Consider the following 21,740-nt stretch of genomic DNA (forward strand, 5'->3'; position numbering starts at 1 on the left):
ACTTAACTGATTTTCTTAAAGACGACACAGGCATTATGTCCGCCAAACCCAAATGTATTACTCATCGCTACTTTGACATCGCGTTTTTGAGCCTTGTTCAGTGTCAAATTTAATTTGGGGTCAATATTTTCGTCGACCGTAGTATGATTGATTGTTGGCGGAACAATTCCGTGTTCCATGGCTAATATCGAGGCAATAGCTTCTATGGCACCGGCGGCACCCAATAAGTGCCCGGTCATAGATTTAGTCGAATTGATATTAATATCGGGAGCATGGTCTCCGAACACCTGCGAAATAGCCTTCAATTCGGCTACATCACCCAACGGGGTAGAAGTACCATGTGTGTTTATCGTATCGACATCTTCCGGCTTTAACCCTGCATCCCTTAAGCAGTTCTTCATTACCTGAACTACCCCGATTCCATCAGGGTGAGGAGCTGTCATGTGGTGTGCATCACTTGAGAGTCCGCCTCCCACAACCTCGGCATAAATTCTTGCACCTCGGGCCTTCGCATGTTCATATTCTTCCAGTATCAAAGCTCCCGCACCTTCGCCTAACACAAAACCATCACGGGTAGCATCAAAAGGCCGTGAGGCCGTTTCAGGACTTTCATTTCTTGTTGACAAGGCATGCATGGCTCCAAATCCGCCCATCCCCGCAATAGTAACCGCCGCCTCACTTCCTCCGGTCACAATAACGTCGCAATGTCCCAAACGTATGTAATTCAAAGCGTCGATCATTGCATTCGCGGCTGAAGCACAAGCTGACACTGTAGTATAGTTAGGTCCCATAAAGCCATGCTTTATAGAGATGTGACCTGGTGCAATATCCGCAATCATCTTAGGAATAAAGAAGGGATTGAATCGTGGTGTACCATCGCCTTGCGCAAAGTTCATTACTTCGTTCTGAAAGGTTTCGAGTCCGCCTATACCGGCACCCCAAATAACGCCTACACGAAATTTATCGACGACGTCTAAATCAATTCCAGAATCTTTAATGGCTTCATCAGAAGAGACCAAGGCATATTGCGCAAAACGATCAAGTTTACGGGCCTCTTTTCTATCGAAATGGTCTTCTGGCGAATAATTTTTTAGTTCGCAGGCAAATTTCACCTTAAACTTTTCGGTGTCGTAATACGTGACCGGCGCAGAGCCGCTTTTGCCGTTTACCAAACCGTTCCAATACTCTTCAATATTGTTACCTATGGGCGTTAAAGCACCCAAACCAGTAACTACAACTCGCTTTAATTGCATTAAATCAAATTTTGATTAATCTTAAGCCTAGCGTAAATTAAAAAAATTATCCATGCGATACTGTTACCACATGGATAATTTTAGATCTTATTCAAGAAATCATAAAATTACTTCGCTTCTTCTATATAACTTATGGCCTGGCCAACAGTTGCGATATTCTCAGCTTGATCATCTGGAATTTGAATATCAAATTCTTTCTCGAATTCCATAATCAACTCTACGGTATCCAATGAATCTGCCCCTAGGTCGTTGGTAAAGCTAGCTTCTGGCACTACTTCGTTCTCATCAACACCCAATTTATCAACGATGATAGCTTTTACTCTTGATGCAATGTCTGACATAATAATATTGGTTTTAAAAATTTTAAATTGATGGCAAAAATAAAAAACTTTGGATGAATAACACCATTTGTCGTTAAAATGTCTGGTAATTTAAGAAATTTAAATTCAAGAATGGTATTTTAGCCCAAGAAATCATTCTCCATTTTAGTAATGCCCTCCACACCATGAAAAGCATCCTTCTATTTGCCTCGGGCTCCGGCTCCAATGTCGAAAATATAGTGAATTATTTTCACCACAAGCCCAATGTGACCATTGCCGGCGTACTCACCAACAAAAAAGACGCCAAGGTCATAGATCGATGCAATCGATTAAAAATCAATGCATTATATTTCAACAGACAAGCATTTTATGGTTCAGATTGTGTGCTTGAAGTAGTGCGCTCATTCAATCCAGATCTCATTGTACTAGCCGGCTTTTTATGGAAAATGCCAAAAAATATTTTAGAAAACTTTCCAGAAACAATCGTTAATATTCATCCCGCCTTACTACCAAAATATGGAGGAAAAGGCATGTACGGCATGAATGTGCATAAAGCTGTCAAGGAAAATCAGGATTATGAGACAGGCATAACCATTCATTACGTTAACGAGAATTATGATGAAGGGGCCATCATTCATCAGGCGAAGACCATTGTTTTGCCCGGGGATTCACCAGAAATGATTGCCGAGAAAGTACATAGGTTAGAGTACGAACATTTTCCTCGAACCTTGGAAAAATTGTTAGCACCTAAAAAATAATGGCTCAAAAAAAAGCGAAGTTTTATACCGTCTGGAAGGGGAAACGACCTGGAATCTACACCACTTGGAAAGATTGCAAGGCTGCTATTTCAGGCCATAAAGGCGCCCAATATAAATCTTTTGCAACCTTTGAAAGCGCAAAAAAAGCATACAACGGCAATTATGATGATTACAAGGGAAAGAAAAAGGGCGAACTCTTGCTATCACCTGAACAAATACTTGCAATCGGTCGACCTAACTATCATTCCATTGCAGTCGATGCGGCATCAAGCGGTAATCCGGGAATTATGGAATATCAAGGGGTAGACACCAAAACAGGAAAGAAATTATTCAAACAGGGGCCCTTCGTAGAAGGCACCAATAATATAGGCGAGTTTTTAGCCATCGTACATGGACTTGCCTTTTTAAAAGAACGCAAAAGCGATAGAATCATTTACACCGATTCTCGCACGGCAATGAGTTGGGTTCGTAAGAAAATCTGCAATACCAAACTTAAGGAAACCCAAAAAAACAAAGTAATCTTCGATATGGTAAGAAGAGCCATCTTTTGGCTTGAAAACAACACATACGATACACCGGTCGTAAAATGGGAAACCAAAGCTTGGGGCGAAATTCCAGCCGACTTTGGTAGAAAATAAATAGTCTTGTTCGACTTCTTACAAAGACACCTGCGATCAACTCAGTCACAAAAACCAATCTATGGCATACCTTTGCAAAACAATTGTCGATGTAGATTCCTACAGTCTTGATTATTTTTGATATATTCATTTCCTCGCAGTATTGACCCATAAAATTCACTTATTATGACTATTAAACTTCTTTGTTGGAACATGGAATGGATGAACGATTTATTCGATGGAGATGGCAATTTTCACCCTGATGACCATAAACCCCAACATTCGAAAAGCACAACGGTACTCGAAAGACGAAAAGACCTTGCCGGGGTAATCAATGAGTTACAACCCGAAATAATTGTAATCATAGAAGGCCCTAATCGCACAAAAGAGCTTCAACTCTTTTTTGATGAGGATGTTGCCGGAACGTGGAGCACCTATATACAGGCCACAAAAGGAGCTACGCAATGTATTGGCATCGCTATACGTACGGATACTGACAAATTCGACAATCAAAACCCGATAACCAATTACAATACGGTGAACAATGTTGTTTTCGATGATTTTCAACTCGACAACGAAAACGACGGAATCATCGAAATATATAAATATGAAAGAAAACCGCTCTATTCAGAAGTAAAACTAAAAAATGGCGAACGTTTTCGCATTTTAGGCCTTCATTTAAAAAGCAAAGGAATCTTTGATTTACTGGAATGGGGAAAATGGTGGGAGAAATCAATCTCGAACCGTCGCAAAATATTTGCCAGTGCCGTACATCTAAGAACTGATTTTATAGAACCCTACTTGACCAATGAAGAAACAAAGAACATTCCATTGATAGTTTGCGGCGATGTCAACGATGGACCGGGATACGATGTAAGTGAAAAGAAAATTCTTGGTAGTGGCATCGAAAAATTAATGGGCGATATCTGGAAACCCCAATTTATACTGGGCAATGCCATTTATGACACGGAACAAAAGTTGGATATTAGCACAACGCGATTCGCCGATCCGATTTTCAACTTCAATTACAACTACCATTATGTGTGGCTTGACCACATACTCTACTCAAAAAATAGGTTGGGATGGACCTCGAACGGGCAGATAATTAAAAAGATGCAAAACGGCTATATATGGTCGGAATACCCGCATGCATCTGACCATCAACCTGTTTCAGTTGACATTACCCTAGAAAACAACTAGCAAAGAGCTATCCATTGTACTCAGATAGTTCAAAGCAACGACCAAATTAAAGTTTCCTCATTTTTTTGAATTCTCAAAAAAGTCAAGAGGGACCCCTATTTTGATAAACCAAATTTGTTTTAAAAAATCGTTCCTAGTACACAAAATATTGGCTATTAAATTTTTAGGCCGACCGTTAAAAGATTTTCTGCTACATTCAAACGATTCCTACGAAATTGATGGCAAGCCTGCTCGCAATTCGCAAAGCAAAACCCTATATTTGCAACAAATTTCTAAAACGAGATGGGCAAGCTTTTGATTGTTGGCACAGTTGCTTTTGATGCCATTGAAACTCCCTTTGGGAAAACAGATAAGATTTTGGGCGGCGCAGCTACTTTTATTGGTCTCGCAGCTGCACAGTTCGGATTGGATTCGGCTATTGTTTCAGTCGTTGGAGACGATTTTCCTTCCGATTACCTTAAACTTCTAAAATCTAAGAACATTGATATTTCTGGCCTTAAAATAGTAAAGGGTGGAAAAACATTTTTTTGGAAAGGCAAGTATCACAATGACATGAATACTCGGGATACCTTGGCAACGGAACTTAATGTTTTGGCTGATTTCGACCCTGTTGTTCCTGAAAATTATAATGATGCCGAAGTCGTTATGCTCGGAAACTTACACCCAAACATTCAATTAAGTGTAATAAACCAAATGAAAAAACGACCAAAGTTAATCATATTGGATACCATGAACTTTTGGATGGACAATAGTTTGGACGAATTAAAGAAAGTCATTCAACATATAGATGTAATCACCATTAATGATGAGGAGGCCCGACAGCTGACCGGGGAATACTCCTTAGTTAAGGCTGCGGCCGAAATACAACAAATGGGTCCGAAATATGTAGTAATAAAGAAAGGTGAGCACGGGGCACTGCTTTTTCATAAAGAAAAGGTGTTTTTTGCGCCCGCACTCCCCTTAGAAGAGGTTTTTGACCCGACCGGCGCCGGAGACACCTTCGCAGGTGGTTTTGCAGGGTATCTGGCAGCAACCGATAACATATCATTTAATAATTTAAAGAATGCCGTTATCCATGGGTCGAACTTGGCTTCCTTTTGTGTTGAACGTTTCGGTACCGAACGGATGCAAGAGCTAGATAGAAAAGAAATTGACAAAAGGCTGCATCAATTTAAGGCCTTGACACAATTTGATATTGAATTACAATAATATATGCCCTGATAAATCGGGGCTTTTTTAATTTACTATAGAAAAATGAGCGACGCTATTAAGCACGAATGTGGAATCTCAGTGATACGGTTGTTAAAGCCTTTGGAATACTACAAAGAAAAGTATGGCACCGCCTTTTACGGGGTCAATAAAATGTACTTGATGATGGAAAAGCAGCACAATCGTGGCCAAGATGGTGCGGGCTTTGCCAGTATTAAGTTGGATATGACAGCGGGTGAGCGCTATATGAGTAGGGTACGTTCAATCGAAAAGCAACCAATTCAAGACATTTTCGCCCAAATAAACGAACGTGTCAACAAGGCTTTTGTAGAGCACCCCGAATACAAAGAGAATGTTGCGCTACAGAAGAAAAACATTCCCTATATCGGCGAAGTTTTACTCGGTCATGTAAGGTATGGTACATTTGGCAAGAACAGCATTGAAAGTGTACACCCGTTTCTCAGGCAAAATAACTGGATGCATCGCAACATTATTGTCGCGGGTAATTTTAACATGACCAATGTGCATGAACTTTTCGACAATCTGGTGCAATTAGGGCAGCACCCTAAAGAAATGGCTGATACAGTGACCGTAATGGAAAAGATAGGTCATTTTCTTGATGATGCCGTTGCTAAACTATACAAGCAAATTAAAAAAGAGGGTCATACCAAACAAGAGGCTTCGCCTATAATTGCCGACCGACTAAAGGTAGCTAAGATTCTTAGGCGTGCTGCCAAAAACTGGGACGGCGGTTATGCTATGGCCGGTTTATTGGGCCACGGTGACGCCTTTGTCCTCAGAGATCCGGTCGGTATCAGACCTACCTATTATTACAAAGACGATGAAGTGGTTGTGGTAGCATCGGAAAGACCAGCGATACAGACCGTCTTTAATGTCAAATATGAAGAAATCAAAGAACTGGAACCAGGTCATGCCATCATCATCAAAAAAAATGGCAATGTTACCTTTAATCAGATACTCGAACCGGTAGAACGCAAAGCTTGCTCTTTTGAACGCATCTATTTTTCTCGAGGGAGTGACAAAGAAATCTATCAAGAACGCAAAGAGTTAGGAAAACTTCTTTTCCCCCAGATATTGAATTCCATAGACAACGATATAAAAAATACAGTTTTCTCGTACATTCCAAATACTGCCGAAACGTCGTTTTTCGGTATGGTGAAAGAGGCACAAAACTATTTGAACAAGAAGAAAGAAGAACAAATACTTGCCATAGGTTCTCAAATCACCAGCGAGCAACTTCATGAAATACTAGAAGTACGCCCCCGTATTGAAAAAGTGGCTATTAAAGATGCCAAACTACGTACGTTCATTACCCAAGACAGCAGTCGTGACGACCTAGTGGCACATGTTTACGACATCACCTATGGGTCAGTGAAGAAAGGTGACAATCTGGTTATCATCGATGATAGCATTGTACGCGGCACGACCCTAAAGAAAAGTATTCTTAAAATACTAGATCGATTGGATACGAAAAAAATAATTGTCGTATCATCGGCTCCTCAGATTCGATACCCAGATTGTTATGGTATCGATATGGCCAAACTTGAAGATTTTATTGCTTTTAGGGCGGCATTAGCCTTGCATCAAGAAAATGGGACCCAACAACATATCGATAAGATATACCAAAAATGTCTAGAACAAGTAAACTCAAAGGACCAAGATGTCATCAATTATGTTAAAGAATTTTATGCTCCTTTCTCGGCCTTAGAAATTTCTAAGAAAATTGGTGAACTTTTAAGTCCGGCTGATATAAAGTCAGAAGTACAAATTATTTATCAAACCATTGAAAATCTGCACCTTGCTTGTCCTAAGAATTTGGGAGATTGGTATTTTACCGGTAACTACCCCACCCCTGGTGGAAATCGGGTTGTCAATAAAGCCTTTATCAATTTTTATGAGGGAAAAAACGAACGAGCCTACTAACATTTTTGTTCCTAGTCGGAAATTCTTACACTTTATCGATAATCCATGCCTTTTATCGGGTTTATAGGCGCAACGAATTTAACACCATTATTTTTGAGCTTGCCATAGCATAAGTAGGTTAAGTTCATGGTAAGATTTGGGGCAAAAAAGGTGGAGACTTCTCCACCTTTTTTATTTTAGACATCTGCCGTTAAAGAAAATGGTTTAAGCACCTACTTCCCTTTGACCAAATTATCAAATACTAAAAATACAAATTGAACTTTTCTTCTTTTTAAATTCCTTGGCGAACCGTTCAACAAAGGAATGTGTCTTTCAACAAAGAAATTTATGAAAGCGCGTAGAATGCCCTATTTTTGGAGGACCATAGCATAAGTAGGTTAAGTTCATGGTAAGATTTGGGGAAAAGACGGGGCAGCGCTCCGTCTTTTTATTTTGCACCTATTTCCTATTTACTCGTAGCTCGTATTCCCTCATTACTAAGCTTTCCATCAATTACCTTTCAACCATAGATTAGGGTGTTCATCTAAAACTTTTTTCCCTGGGCCTTCTTCGTATTATTTTTGGAGGACCATAGCATAAGTAGGTTAAGTTCATGGTAAGATTTGGGGAAAAAGACGGGGTGTTGCCCCGTCTTTTTATTTTTCTACTTCCATTAATTAACAAGGTTTTCCTCACTTTTCAATAAAGAGAACCATCTTTTTTTTAGGGTTAACCACATAAAATTTCTTAAAATTCCTTTTTTATTTCCCGTAATACCAGTAATTTAGCATTGCCATAGCATAAGTAGGTTAAGTTTATGGTAAGATTTGGGACGAAAAGGGTGGAGATTTCTCCGCCCTTTTCTATTTATAACCCACTCTTAGTCAATACAATTCGGTTTAAAACTCTCATCGTATTTTTCCCAGAAACCCAAAACCGCAATAGCAATACAGTCTTTCGAATGATCATCATTTAGCGAGGATCGTATTACCCAATAAAAAAAGGTGCTCAAAAAACTTGAGCACCTTCCCACAAAAAAGTTTCAATTCTACTTTTATTTGTTTTCTTCATACAATTCAGAAACCTTGTCCCAATTGATAACATTAAAAAATGCATTGACATAATCAGGTCGTCGGTTCTGATAATTGAGGTAATATGCATGTTCCCATACATCTAAACCTAAAATAGGATGCCCGGCACAACCTGTGTCAGGCATTAGCGGATTATCTTGATTAGGAGTGGAACAAATTTCCAATTTACCTCCTTTATGCACACAAAGCCATGCCCACCCAGATCCAAAACGGGTGCCTGCCGCTCCACTAAACTCGTCTTTAAAGCTTTCGAACGAACCAAAAGCTTCGTTGATGGCATCGGCCAACGCCCCGGAAGGAGCACCACCACCATTAGGAGACATGATTTCCCAAAACAGGGAGTGGTTGTAAAAACCACCTCCATTGTTTCGAACAGCTCCGTTCGACATATCTAAACCAGTCAAAATAGCGTCTATCGATTTACCTTCCAAATCGGTTCCGGCAATAGCACCGTTCAGTTTAGTAGTATATCCATTGTGATGCTTCGTATGATGTATTTCCATAGTTCTTGCATCAATATGTGGTTCCAATGCATCATAGGCATAGGGTAATTTTGGTAATTCAAAAGCCATAATTATATGTTTTTAAGTTATAAAAAAGTGATTCTCAAATTTACATTTTTTAACAAACATATTCCGCTAATAATTTGTTAAGAACTGTGCTATATTGTGTATTTTGCAACAAAAATTGGTGCAAAACACGCCCTTCATAATTTATAACGCTTCAGCGGGTTCGGGTAAGACGTACACTCTTACTAAAGCGTATCTTAAAATCGCCCTGACCTCTCAAAAAAAATTTCAAACCATATTGGCCATTACCTTCACCAATAAGGCGGTAAACGAAATGAAAGGCCGTATTCTAGACAGTCTTTTCCATTTTTCCCAAGAAAACACACCCCAGAAGAGTAAAAACATGTTCAATGATCTATTAATAGATCTGAAGATTTCACCCTCCGACTTACGCGAAAAAAGCAAAAGAACTTTAAAAGACATTCTCCACAACTATGCTTTTTTCGACGTTTCGACCATTGATAAGTTCACGCATCGCCTTATTCGAACTTTTGCCAAGGACTTAAAACTCCCACAAAACTTCGAACCTGTTGTCGATACGACACTCCTACAAGAAGAAGCGGTAGCCCGTGTGATTCAAAAAGCCGGCATCGACGAAGCATTGACTGAGGTATTAGTCGATTTTGCACTTGAAAAGACCGATGACGATCGCAGTTGGGATGTTGCTTTCGACTTGAATGAGATTAGCAAGTTGCTGTTTAATGAAAACCACGTGCCACATCTCGATAAAATTAAAAACAGGAACCTAGCTGACTTCATTGGATTAAAATTAAAGATTAAGGCGCAGTTAGAAAGTATTGAGCTCAAAGTTATCGAAAACGCGAAATCAGCGCTAGATTTCATTTCCGAACAAGGATTGGATTCAACGGACTTTCCGCGACAGACACTTCCAAATCATTTTAAAAAAGTAAGGGATTCAGAATTTGAACCCAGCAAGCTCTATAATAATCAATTGGAACAGAATTTAAGAGCTGGCAAAATTTTAAAAGCCGGTTTAATTCCGCCCGAAACACTCGTGGGGCCATTACTAGAGACCTACTTAAACATTAAGCATCTGATTTACCAGCGTTCCTTTCTAAAAAACGCCTATCAAAACGTTGTGCCGCTTACGGTCTTAAATGTAATTCAAAAAGAGCTCAATGCTATCGGAGATGAACAAGACCAGATTCCACTTTTCAAATTCAACCATATTATATCCAATGAAATAAAGAACCAGCCCGCACCCTTTATCTATGAACGTCTTGGCGAAAAATACCGTCATTATTTTATCGATGAATTTCAAGACACTTCAGAAATGCAATGGAACAACCTAGTGCCGTTGGTCGACAACGCATTAACCAGTCTTGATGACCAAGGAAAGATTGGGTCTTTATTTTTGGTCGGTGATGCCAAACAAGCCATTTATAGATGGCGCGGCGGAAATGCCGAACAGTTTTTAGGACTGGTCAACCAAAGGGCAAATCCGTTTGTAATCAACCCAAGCACTGAAAACTTACCGGTCAATTACCGAAGCCACGAAGAAATCATAAAATTCAACAATGATTTCTTTAGCTCAGTGATTTCTTTTCTTGAACGCCCCGAATACCACCACCTTTTCGCCAAAGGCAATCAGCAAAGGTATAATAGCAAAAAAGGAGGTTTCGTTCAGCTTGATTTTATTGAAAAAGAGGACGACAAACCAATAGACGAAAGGTATTGCCTGGCCACCCTCGAGATTATACACAATACCGTCAATAAAAATTATGTTTATAACGACATCTGTATTCTAGTACGCAGCAATAGCAAGGGTGTTTTGTTAGCCAATTATTTGACACAGCAAGAGATTCCCGTTATTTCATCGGAAAGTCTTTTGTTGGCCAGTAGCTCCAAAGTGCGGTTTCTAATTCATCTGTTGTACTATGGAGGCAAAGGTCACGAGTCTGAACTGGCCTACGAGATATTATCATTTTTATCAGCTAAACAGACCATTAATAGACACCTCTATATTTCATCTCACCTTGAAGATCTGAAGTCACTGCTAAAAGAAACGTACGACTTCGATATTGACCAAATAAAACAACATTCGGTCTACGATGCCTTTGAACTTGCTATAAAGCAGTTTGACCTTGCCCCTGAGTCGGATGCCTATATTACATTTTTGATGGATGTTGTTCTGGAAGTTGAGCAAAAAGAAGGCGGCAATGCACAATCGTTCTTAGACTATTGGGAAAAGAAGCAGGACAAATTGGCAATTACTGCCCCAGAAAACATGAACGCCGTTCGCATTATGACCGTTCATAAGTCTAAAGGGTTGGAGTTTCCAATTGTTATTTTCCCATTTGCCAACATGGATATGTTTCGCAGAAACGATAAAAAACTATGGTTGCCAGTGGATAGTACGGCTTATCACGGATTTGATGAAGTACTGGTGAACGAAAAGTCGGAGGTTACCGAATACAGTGATGTTGCAAATACTATATTTGAAGAAGAAGAGCAAAAAATGGTCTTAGATGCCTTTAACGTACTCTACGTAGCCCTAACAAGGGCGGAAAAGGCCCTGTTTGTTCTCACAGAAAAAGAAATCAACAAAAGCGGAGATCACAACATCAAGCACTATTCAGGACTCTTTATACATTACTTGAAAGAGTTAGGGGTTTGGGAAGATTCAAAAAACCAATATACCTTTGGTGACTTAAACATGGCCCAATTGGAGAAAGGTCTGCTTACAAAACCCCAGACATCTATTCCACATTATTATACCCATAAAAATCGCCCTAGTTTCAATATCATAACCCGCTCAGGCGTCTTATGGGATACGCAACGCGAAGAAGCGCTTTTTCGTGGAAACCTTATACATTATATATTAGGGCTCATAGAAACAGAAAAAGATGTCGACAACTCCTTTAGTGATTTAATTCGGAATGGAGATATTACGCCCGATGAAAGTACTGCTCTAAAATCACGAATAAAAAAAATCATAAAACACCCTAAACTATATCCTTATTATCAAGAAGGAAATACGATTCTTAATGAAAAAGACATTTTGACCGAAACAGGAAGTCTCTTACGCCCAGACCGAATTGTAATAAAAGGAAAAAAAGCCACCATAATCGATTACAAAACCGGAAAGAAAAACGCTAAACATCATGAACAAATATATGCATACGCATCGGCCTTGGAAACCATGGGATATCTTGTAGAAAACAAAATCATTGTATATATTGAAGAAAACGTAACACCAGAATTTATATAGAACCAAATTATGTACGGAAAAATTAAAGAACACTTACAGCAAGAGCTGGCTACCATTAAAGAAGACGGTCTTTTTAAACAAGAGCGCATTATTACCACACCCCAAGCAGCAGTAATCAAAATTTCAACTGGTGAGGAGGTCATTAACTTTTGTGCGAACAATTATCTTGGACTTTCTTCACACCCCGATGTTATTCAAGCGGCCAAAGACACCATGGATACTCATGGCTTCGGCATGTCGTCGGTACGCTTTATATGTGGCACCCAAGATATTCACAAAGAACTAGAACAAAAAATAGCCGATTTCTACGGTACTCAAGATACCATCTTATACGCAGCGGCATTTGACGCCAATGGCGGAGTTTTCGAACCCTTATTAACAGCTGCTGACGCCATAATTTCTGATTCCTTAAACCACGCATCAATAATTGATGGGGTTCGTCTGTGCAAGGCCAAAAGGTATCGCTATGCAAATAGCGATATGGCAGATCTTGAAAAACAACTACAACAAGCCAATGCCGACAATGCCCGTTTTAAAATTATCGTGACCGATGGGGTATTTTCTATGGATGGCCTTGTAGCCCCATTAGATAAGATATGTGATCTTGCAGACACATACGATGCTATGGTTATGATCGATGAATGCCATGCTACCGGTTTTATAGGTGAGACCGGCCGAGGAACTTTGGAAGAAAAAAACGTTATGGGGCGCATCGATATTATTACAGGTACACTAGGCAAGGCTCTTGGTGGCGCAATGGGTGGATACACGACCGGAAAAAAAGAAATTATCGAGCTATTGCGACAACGTTCGCGACCTTACCTCTTTTCCAATTCTTTGGCACCCGCCATTGTAGGAGCATCAATCAAGGTATTCGATATGTTACAGAACGATACCTCCTTGCGCGATAAACTTCAAGAGAACACTGAATATTTTAAGAAAGGTATGAAAGAAGCAGGGTTTGATATCATTGATGGAGACTCGGCAATTGTTCCCGTAATGCTCTACGACGCCAAGCTTTCTCAACAAATGGCCAACCTACTTTTGGAACAAGGAATCTATGTAATCGGATTTTTCTATCCCGTGGTTCCGAAAAATAAAGCTCGAATACGGGTACAACTTTCAGCAGCCCATGAAATTTCTCATCTTGATAAGGCGATAAATGCGTTCACAGCCGTAGGAAAAACATTAAAAATCGTTTAAGTGCGCAAAATTTCCTACGTATTGTGTTAAAAAAAAAAGGAAATTGATTTTGTTAATAATATTTAACAACTTACATTTGCGACTAATAAACACTTAAACTTAAAAATTTGAACATGAAACATCTTAGCAAATTATTGGTCGTTACCCTGCTGATTGCAGCCGTTAACGGCATACAAGCGCAAGACGAGAATAACCCTTGGCAGATTGGCTTTGGGGTAAACGCCGTTGACGTTTATCCAACTGGTGATTTCCCAAATAGTTCTTTTGGTAATCAACTATTCAATGCCACTGATCACTGGAACATTCTTCCTTCTATTTCTTACATCGGCGTTTCTAAATCTGTTGGAGGTGGTTTTTCCGTAGGAGCTAGAGGTTCATTAAACAAAATCAGCAAATGGGGAGATACCGGAGTTGATGACCTTTCTTACTACGCTTTAGATGGTACAATTAAATACAATTTCTTAAAAGAAACCGTAATCGACCCATTCGTTGAAGTTGGTGGTGGTTACACTTGGATCGATGAAATCGGTGCTGGTACAGTAAACGGTGGTGTTGGTGTGAATTTTTGGTTTACCGACAACATTGGTTTAACTGTTCAAACCAGTTATAAGCATGCATTCGAAGATTATTTGGTGCCACACTTTCAGCACATGGCTGGTCTTTCCATCAAATTTGGTGGTACTGACACAGACGGTGATGGTATCTACGACAAAGACGATGCATGTCCAGAGGTTGCTGGCCTAGAGGCTTTCAACGGTTGCCCAGATGCTGACGGTGATGGTATTGAAGATAGCAAAGATAGCTGTCCTAACGAAGCAGGTTCTAAAGAAATGAACGGCTGTCCTGACGCTGACGGTGACGGTGTTGCCGATAAAGATGACAAATGTCCTAACGAAGCTGGTTTAGCTAGCCTTGCTGGTTGCCCAGATGCTGACGGTGACGGTGTTGCCGATGGTGACGATGAGTGCCCTAATGAGTCAGGTCCTGCTGCTAACAAAGGATGCCCATGGCCAGATAAAGATGGTGACAGCGTATTGGACAAAGATGACAAGTGTCCAGATGTTGCTGGTACTGTTGCTAACCAAGGATGTCCTGAAGTAACCGAAGAGGTTCAGAAGCAATTGAACGAATATGCACGAACTATCTTGTTCGACACTGGTAAATCTTCTATCAAAGCAGAATCTACTTCTGTAATGGTTGACATCATTCAAATTTTGAAAGAGTACCCAACTGCTAAATTTACAGTTGAAGGTCACACTGACAGTGTAGGTAGTGCAAAATTGAACCAGAGCCTTTCTGAGTCAAGAGCACTTTCTGTAAAAGAATTCTTAGTTGACAAAGGAATCGATGCTTTCAGATTGTCTTCTGTAGGATACGGTGAAGACAAGCCTATCGCTACCAACAATACAAGAGCTGGTAGAACTCAAAACAGAAGAGTTGAAATCAACTTGGTAAAATAATAGGATTTTTCATCCTGTTCAAATAAATAAAAAAGCCCTGACAATTGTCAGGGCTTTTTCTATTTTTGGGCATGCAAAGTTTTTTAGAAGAAGTTGTCGCGGCCGTATGGAAGAAACAAGGAACCCTTGAAGAGACCATATTCATTCTACCTAGTAAGCGCGCAGGTACTTTCTTGCGCAATACCATTGCCAACATTACCCAAAAGACCCTTTTTGCCCCCGACATTTATAGTATAGAAAGTTTTGTCGAACATGTCTCAGGCCTTTCTTATGCCAATAATACCCAACAACTATTCGAACTCTATTCAACCTATTCAACTCAAACTCATGATTTAAAAGATGATTTCTTCACTTTTTCTAAATGGGGCCAAACATTGTTACAAGATTTTAACGAAGTTGACCGGTATCTTATAGACACGGAAAAACTCTTTTCAAATCTTTACGATATTCAAGAAATTTCCCATTGGTCTCCCGATGCACCGAAGACCAAAATGATGGAGGACTATCAACTGTTTTGGAAAAATCTTCATCCACTATATAAAGCCTTCAACCGCAATCTTGTTAAAAAAGGGTTAGGTCATCAGGGTCTGGTCTATAGGCACGCTGTAGCACAACTCAAAGATTTCATTGCTTCCAACAAAAACAAAACATTCATTTTTGTTGGCTTTAATGCCCTGAATACTGCCGAGATTACCATTATTCAAGAAATATTAGTTCATTGTAAATCTGATATATACTGGGACCTTGACAACTATTTTTTAGAAGACCCGGCACATGATGCAAGCTTCTTTATCCGTCAACACAAAAGAACATGGCCTCAATTCAAAAACAAAGAGCTCTTAGGCATCGGCGATCATTTTCTAAGCGATAAAAATATTCACATCGTCGGGGTACCCAAAAATGTATCGCAGGCCAAGTATGTAAGTGGTCTGTTATCAAAATGGATTGAAAATGACCAGGACCGACTAAAGAAAACTGCGGTGGTGCTTGGTGACGAATCATTATTAAATCCGCTACTGAATTCAATTCCAGAAAATTTGAAAGGGGTAAATATTACAATGGGCTACCCTTTGAACAAAACACCGTTGGCCAGTTTGTTTTACCAATTTATGGAACTCTATATCAGAAAAGACTCGCACGGATGGTTCTATAAAAACGTACTTGCCTTCCTATCACATCCATTTATCAATATTCTCTTGGATACGGAAACTAAGAATGATGCCGAAATCATAATAGCTACTATAAAACAACAAAATTGGACCTATATCAATGTAGACAAAATAACATCACTTGCCGTAAGCGAACCATTATCCCTTCTATTCTCAGAAAAAATACCTTCGCCCGAAAGTTTTGTTGAAAATTGTATTTCCATCACTTTATCTTTAAAAGACAAGATTCAAGGTGCAAATAATACACTATCCCTAGAGTATCTGTATCGCTTCTACACCCTCTTTAATCAAGTACTAGACCTTGTACGCGAATATAGATTCATAAACGATTTAAAGTCGCTACAAAGCATTTATAAAGAACTATTAACATCGGAAACTCTCGATTTTAAGGGCGAGCCTTTACAAGGACTTCAAATCATGGGTATGTTGGAAAGCCGAAACCTCGATTTCGAAACGGTAATATTAACCGCTGTCAATGAAGGAATATTACCGTCAGGAAAATCAAACAATTCATTCATCCCTTTTGATCTCAAATCGGCTTTTGGCCTGCCCACCTATAAAGAAAAAGACGCCGTCTATACCTATCATTTTTACCGCTTATTACAACGAGCCAAAAACATTTATCTCCTATACAATACAGAACCAGACGTGCTAGAGGGCGGCGAACGAAGTCGTCTTATCTCGCAATTGTTGACCGACCAAAACATGATAGGGAAAATTTCTGAAGATATTGTAGCACCTGCCATATCACCGACTATTAAAACAATGGAGCGCATTGACAAAGACAGCGCTCTCATTAAATTAATCGAAAGATATGCCAGTAAAGGGTTTTCCCCAACCTCATTGAGTAATTATATTAGAAATCCGATTTCGTTTTATAAAAAAAATCTCTTGGGTATCGAAGACCTTTCTGAAGTAGAGGAATCGGTTGCTGCAAACACCTTGGGAACCATCGTTCATGACACCCTGGAAGAAATTTACAAACCCTTTGTGGGTAAGTTATTGACAAAAGAGATGCTCCTCCTTGGTAAAAAATCGATTCGGTCCCTTGTCGAATCAAACTTTACAAATTCCTATAAGGGAGGCGATATCTCTTATGGAAAAAACCTGATTGCCTTTAATGTTGTTGTACGTTATATCGAAAAATTTATAGATCAAGAAATTTCTGACGTACAAAAACATCAAATCAAAATCATAGGTTTAGAGGAAAGTTATCGAGTCAATTTAGACATCCCTCAACTAAACTTTCCCATTATATTAAAAGGAAAATTAGATCGTATAGATCAGAAAGATGGCATGTTGAGAATCATAGATTATAAAACAGGAAAAGTTGAAAGCAAGAACGTCACCTTGGTGGATTGGGAAGAAATAAGAACCGAATATGACCAAAGCAAGGCTTTTCAACTCTTATGTTATGCCACAATGTACGCCAAGACCAAACCTTTCGACCCTATGGTGGCAGGCATTATTTCATTTAAAAACTTAGGTTCTGGCCTGCAATATTTTGCCACCAAAGAATCAAGAACCAGTAGAAAAATGAATACCCATATCACTCAAGATACAATGGAGGCCTTCCGTGAACAACTTGAAAAACTGATTCTCGAAATTTGCAATCCAGATATCCCGTTTGTTGAAAAGGAAGTTTAAAGTTACTTCTTGTCCGGACGACTTGGCCTCACCTCTACTTTGCTGGGCAATGTTCGTGGGTGCATTTTTAGAAGGTCTACAACCAGTTCGCCAATATCTTCAGGTTGAATCTTCCAAGCATCCTTTTCCGAAGGTTCGTTTCCTGCAAAATGGGTAGCTACAGATCCGGGCATAATCGTTGATACTTTAATATCATATTTCCGAAGATCTAACATAGCCGCTTGGGTAAACCCAACCACACCAAATTTTGTGGCATTGTAGCCTGCACCAGAAGCAAAAAAATTGGCGCCCGCTAAACTAGCCAAAGTCATGTAGTACCCTTTTGACTCCTTTAAGGCTTCAACGGAGGCTCTCAATGTGTGAAATACGCCATTTAAGTTAGTGTCTATCATTTGGTGCCATTGCTCATCTGACATCTCGTCAATCGGAGCAAAATGCCCAACTCCGGCATTGGCAAGAACCACATCCAATTGCCCCCATTTATCCAAAATTTGCTTAACGGCCTTTTGCTCATCCTCGTGGTTCGAGACATTCGATTCAAGCGCGAGTACATTGTCTTGATCGCCCAAATGTTCTGCCGCCTTTTCCAAGGCCTTCAAGGTTCTGCCACTTATGGCAACTTTCATTCCCACATTGATCAGTGCTTCAGCCACCCCTAAGCCTATACCTTTTGATCCTCCGGTTATATAGGCTACTTTATTCTTTAAATCTTTCATTGCTCTCTGTTTTCTGTGAAATTATAATTCTGCAAATCAAAACGAAAATGTGTACCGTTATTATTTTCTTAAAAACTCATTATTCCCTTTGTTTATTACCTATTTTTTGGTGGTCAACTATACGTTGACGAATTGCAGTGATGTCATTTAAAAAACAAACTTAACTAAAGAAAAAAGACCTCGAATCAACGAGGTCTTTTTAACACTAATCACTAAATAATAAAACAAATCAAATACTACTTTTCACCCTACTTTACTCGGTGAACAAAGCTGTGACTTCCGTCAATGTGAGGGCTTTGTTATAAATCTTCAATTCATCCATAAGTCCGGTCATGGCGCCCCTTCTATCATCGCTGGCATTATAGCCTCCCGTGGCATCTTCCCAAATAGTAATGGGGTGGTCATTGACGGTGTCATAAAGTGGCCCTGGCACAGTACTTAAATCATACGATGATGCAATCGCACTACTTTCAAACTCTTGTCCGTCTATATAAACTGATAATTCAGAATTTGTTCTGTCAAAAACCATGGTAACCATATGCCATTGGTCATCAGATAAGGCAGGAGCTTGGGGTATTGTAGAAGCAGCCCTCCAATCCATTCGATTATCATTTTTAGGATCATCTGCAATATTTACGATCCAACCGTGATCGGTTCCATTACCTGGTGCATATTCATGACCATCGTCAGTGGCCAAGAGCCATCCAGGATTTCCACCGCTGCCCCAATCTTTATTTCCAATGATAGCAGGGTCAGAATCGGTACCCGCCAATTTTATCCATAAATTGACACTAAAATCGTCGGTTGCCTCAACAGACCTCAACAATGGATGTACTGGAAGCCGTGCATAAGATCCCGCATTAAATCGAACCACCGTACCCCTGGTGGCGTCATTCTCAAACGAGACATCGGCCGTAGCGGTTTCACCTAAAACAGCATCAAATTTATTTCCACTAATATCGGCAAGGTCGGTATCAAAGGGCAAATGTACTACCAAATCGGTACCACTACCGGCGACAGTCTTGAAATTCCAAGTTGTAGCATCGGTTATCCCACCAAAAGGATTCCCAGCAATATCTTTTACCACACCTGATTCGAACTGAACATAATAGTTCTTATCAAAAGAAAGTGGTGCGGGGTAGGTAATCGACAACTTATCTTCATCAATACCAATCATTTCACCTTCGGCATCGATCGTGTGAACTGGGGCATCGGTTTCTGCATCGTAGATGACAAAACTTCCGGCGGCCGTTTTGACACCCTCATTGAACGTCAATACAAGACCAAAAACAGAAGCTTCGTTGTCATCATCGGAGGGAGATAGTGTTGCCAATTCCGGAGCATCTAAGTCTCCAGCATTACCACCACTTTTAAAAGTCCAGATTTCGTTATCGGGCATTCCAAAATAGGCATTTCCCGTACTGTCGACTACAATTCCCTTATCGATTACCACTTGATAATCCCTCCCAGACAAAAAGTCTTGTGGGTTTATGGTCATAACACGACCGACATTACTAATAGTTACAGCTTCATCGTTAACGTCTATAACCTGTTTGGCCAGCTCAACGTCAGAAGTGATGGTAATCTTGCCGCTGCCCTTATAGACGATATCATCAAAGGTCAAAACTAAATTGCTGTTCAAGGCAACCCCGTCGACGCCGGGCACTGGATTATAACTTACCACGTACGGATTAACAATATCGATTTCTTCTTCGAGGTCATTCTCACAGGAAAACAAGAAAGTAAAGAGGGCCAATAGGGTGAAAATAAAGGAACGATATTTTATTTTGGATTCTATTTTTTTCATGATCTAATATATTTTATATGCTTTGATTATAGTTTTCTTTGAATTAATCGACATCCCACCACACCGGGGTTGTAAGATCGTCTGGGCCACCCAATAATTTGACGCCCTCATTATAGTTCTCAAGATTCAGGCGCTGCTCATCGGCCGGATACAGGTACCTAACTGGAATATACCCTACACTATTCGGCCCGGGCGTAATTTCGGGAACCCCTACTCTTCGCCAGTGTGACCATGCTTCTGAACCGACCAAGAATAACGAAAGCCATTTCTGAACATAGATTTTATTCAATTTATCTTGTTGGGTTCCGGTATAGGCAACACTATCTTGGGTATAATACGTAGCTGGTGGAATCACTTGGTTCGCGGTAGGCAGTACAAAGTGATCAGGTATGCGGGAAGCATAATAGTCAAATTGATTTCGTACACCATTTAAATAATAGGTTTCGGCGGTACCGGAAGTTATATAGCCCAATTCGCGAGCCTCTGCAAGTATAAATTGTAATTCTGAATACGACATCAAAATACTTTGGGCCGCATTTTCCGATGCCATATCGGGCGCGAACTGTTGTGGTGCCCAAAGCAGACCGATTGCCGAATGATTTGCCGATCCACCATTCCACTGTTCTATGTCTTGAATACCATTGGGGACTCCCCCATACTCGGGAGTGCCGGTATTTGCCGAAGCTGGTGTCGGCATTGCGAAAACGGCCAAACGAGGATCGTCCATCGATTTTAAAATGGTCTCCATCGTGGTCGTCAACCGAGATGAAGATGCCCAATCGCTCACATTACCACGAAACGATGGGTGTTCATTTCCTAAATCGGTCAGGTACTGAAGAGCTGCCTGGTCTTCATCAGAAGTAAATATAGGATACACTGTAGGATTTCCTACGATTTGTTGCATTTCGGCCGATGGGTCTTTTCTACCTGATTGGCGCAATAGAATTCGCAATCGAAGACCATTGGCAAACTTTTTCCATCCAGAGATATCGCCGTTATACAAAATATCACCGACAACCACTTCGCTGGTGCTTCCCAGTAGCTCATTGGCAGTTTCCAATTCACTCAAAATTCCTGCATAAACCATCTCTTGGGAATCGTACTGCGGGAAATTAATGTCATCCTGTGCCTTGCCTGCTTCGGTATAGGGAATTGCTCCAAAATTATCGGTAATCCCCTGAAAGAGCCAAGCCCTCATCACCATGGCGACTCCCTTGTAATTTGCCAATCCTTGTTCTTCGGAAATGGCTATCAACTTATCAAGGTCTTTTATTTTATCGTAATTGCTCCAAAAGAAACGGTCTGAATCCAATCGTGTCCAGTCTAAAAAAGTACTGGCAAACTGATTGGCTACTTGATCCGAAACAACAGCAAACCTATCAAATGAATTGTCCCAATTACGATTCGACGTTTCCCTAATTATGCTGGGCAATAAAAGTCCGGGATTCGTCAAACGATCCGCTTGATTCGGGTTGGTATTGATTTCCTCGAAATCTTTGGTGCATGAAAAGAGCAACAGCACAGTGCCTAGCCCTATTAGTATGTTTGAAAGTATATTTTTCATGA

The 21,740-nt window shown here is 40.1% G+C and carries 15 protein-coding genes; 9 read left to right on the forward strand and 6 right to left on the reverse strand.

The annotated features are described in order from the left end of the window. Window positions 1-2 precede the first annotated feature (2 nt). On the reverse strand, window positions 3-1,253 hold the full coding sequence (gene fabF, locus AACZ88_RS06360) for a beta-ketoacyl-ACP synthase II (RefSeq protein ID WP_339707850.1): 1,251 nt from the start codon (window positions 1,251-1,253) through the stop codon (window positions 3-5). Window positions 1,254-1,360: 107 nt separating this feature from the next. Further along, window positions 1,361-1,594 carry an acyl carrier protein gene (locus AACZ88_RS06365; RefSeq protein WP_010519573.1) on the reverse strand — a complete coding sequence of 78 codons (234 nt, stop codon included), beginning with the start codon at window positions 1,592-1,594 and terminating at the stop codon, window positions 1,361-1,363. A 164-nt stretch (window positions 1,595-1,758) separates the two neighbouring features. Between AACZ88_RS06365 and AACZ88_RS06370 the strand changes: the two genes are divergently transcribed. The 5 genes from AACZ88_RS06370 (at window position 1,759) to AACZ88_RS06390 (ending at window position 7,301) form a co-directional block, all read left to right on the forward strand. Then, on the forward strand, window positions 1,759-2,331 hold the full coding sequence (locus tag AACZ88_RS06370) for a phosphoribosylglycinamide formyltransferase (protein WP_339707870.1): 573 nt from the start codon (window positions 1,759-1,761) through the stop codon (window positions 2,329-2,331). Then, complete coding sequence (locus tag AACZ88_RS06375; RefSeq protein WP_339707873.1) at window positions 2,331-2,969, forward strand: ribonuclease H family protein; 639 nt, start codon at window positions 2,331-2,333, stop codon at window positions 2,967-2,969. Before AACZ88_RS06370 ends, AACZ88_RS06375 begins: the two co-directional genes overlap by 1 nt. 165 nt (window positions 2,970-3,134) lie before the next feature. Further along, on the forward strand, window positions 3,135-4,148 hold the full coding sequence (locus tag AACZ88_RS06380; protein WP_339707876.1) for a hypothetical protein: 1,014 nt from the start codon (window positions 3,135-3,137) through the stop codon (window positions 4,146-4,148). 282 nt (window positions 4,149-4,430) lie between these two features. Further along, a complete protein-coding gene (locus AACZ88_RS06385; RefSeq protein ID WP_339707879.1) occupies window positions 4,431-5,357 on the forward strand; it encodes a PfkB family carbohydrate kinase in 927 nt (308 codons plus the stop codon). Between the two features lie 45 nt (window positions 5,358-5,402). Then, a complete protein-coding gene (locus AACZ88_RS06390; RefSeq protein WP_339707882.1) occupies window positions 5,403-7,301 on the forward strand; it encodes an amidophosphoribosyltransferase in 1,899 nt (632 codons plus the stop codon). A gap of 1,033 nt (window positions 7,302-8,334) precedes the next feature. Here the strand turns inward: AACZ88_RS06390 and AACZ88_RS06395 are convergent. Beyond that, the gene (locus tag AACZ88_RS06395) at window positions 8,335-8,943 is read right to left on the reverse strand and encodes a superoxide dismutase (protein WP_339707885.1); all 609 of its coding nucleotides are present in this window, start codon (window positions 8,941-8,943) and stop codon (window positions 8,335-8,337) included. Window positions 8,944-9,046: 103 nt separating this feature from the next. On the opposite strand from AACZ88_RS06395, the gene AACZ88_RS06400 reads away from it, so the two are divergent. The 4 genes from AACZ88_RS06400 (at window position 9,047) to AACZ88_RS06415 (ending at window position 17,651) form a co-directional block, all read left to right on the forward strand. Then, window positions 9,047-12,172, forward strand: a complete 3,126-nt coding sequence (locus tag AACZ88_RS06400; RefSeq protein ID WP_339707887.1) for a UvrD-helicase domain-containing protein — start codon at window positions 9,047-9,049, stop codon at window positions 12,170-12,172. 9 nt (window positions 12,173-12,181) lie between these two features. Further along, on the forward strand, window positions 12,182-13,375 hold the full coding sequence (gene kbl / locus AACZ88_RS06405) for a glycine C-acetyltransferase (protein WP_339707889.1): 1,194 nt from the start codon (window positions 12,182-12,184) through the stop codon (window positions 13,373-13,375). A 113-nt stretch (window positions 13,376-13,488) separates the two neighbouring features. Then, window positions 13,489-14,835, forward strand: coding sequence for an OmpA family protein (locus tag AACZ88_RS06410; protein ID WP_339707892.1), 1,347 nt, complete (start codon window positions 13,489-13,491; stop codon window positions 14,833-14,835). A 71-nt stretch (window positions 14,836-14,906) separates the two neighbouring features. Beyond that, window positions 14,907-17,651 carry a PD-(D/E)XK nuclease family protein gene (locus AACZ88_RS06415; protein ID WP_339707895.1) on the forward strand — a complete coding sequence of 915 codons (2,745 nt, stop codon included), beginning with the start codon at window positions 14,907-14,909 and terminating at the stop codon, window positions 17,649-17,651. Between the two features lie 2 nt (window positions 17,652-17,653). Here the strand turns inward: AACZ88_RS06415 and AACZ88_RS06420 are convergent, their stop codons facing one another. The 3 genes from AACZ88_RS06420 to AACZ88_RS06430 all read right to left on the reverse strand — a co-directional run bounded on the left by AACZ88_RS06420 (window position 17,654) and on the right by AACZ88_RS06430 (window position 21,738). Beyond that, the gene (locus tag AACZ88_RS06420; RefSeq protein ID WP_339707898.1) at window positions 17,654-18,367 is read right to left on the reverse strand and encodes an SDR family oxidoreductase; all 714 of its coding nucleotides are present in this window, start codon (window positions 18,365-18,367) and stop codon (window positions 17,654-17,656) included. A gap of 253 nt (window positions 18,368-18,620) precedes the next feature. Next, window positions 18,621-20,174, reverse strand: a complete 1,554-nt coding sequence (locus tag AACZ88_RS06425) for an Ig-like domain-containing protein (RefSeq protein WP_339707901.1) — start codon at window positions 20,172-20,174, stop codon at window positions 18,621-18,623. A gap of 43 nt (window positions 20,175-20,217) precedes the next feature. Next, a complete protein-coding gene (locus AACZ88_RS06430) occupies window positions 20,218-21,738 on the reverse strand; it encodes a SusD/RagB family nutrient-binding outer membrane lipoprotein (protein ID WP_339707904.1) in 1,521 nt (506 codons plus the stop codon). Between the last annotated feature and the right edge of the window lie 2 nt (window positions 21,739-21,740).

This window comes from uncultured Kriegella sp. (assembly GCF_963975415.1).
Lineage (GTDB): Bacteria > Bacteroidota > Bacteroidia > Flavobacteriales > Flavobacteriaceae > Kriegella.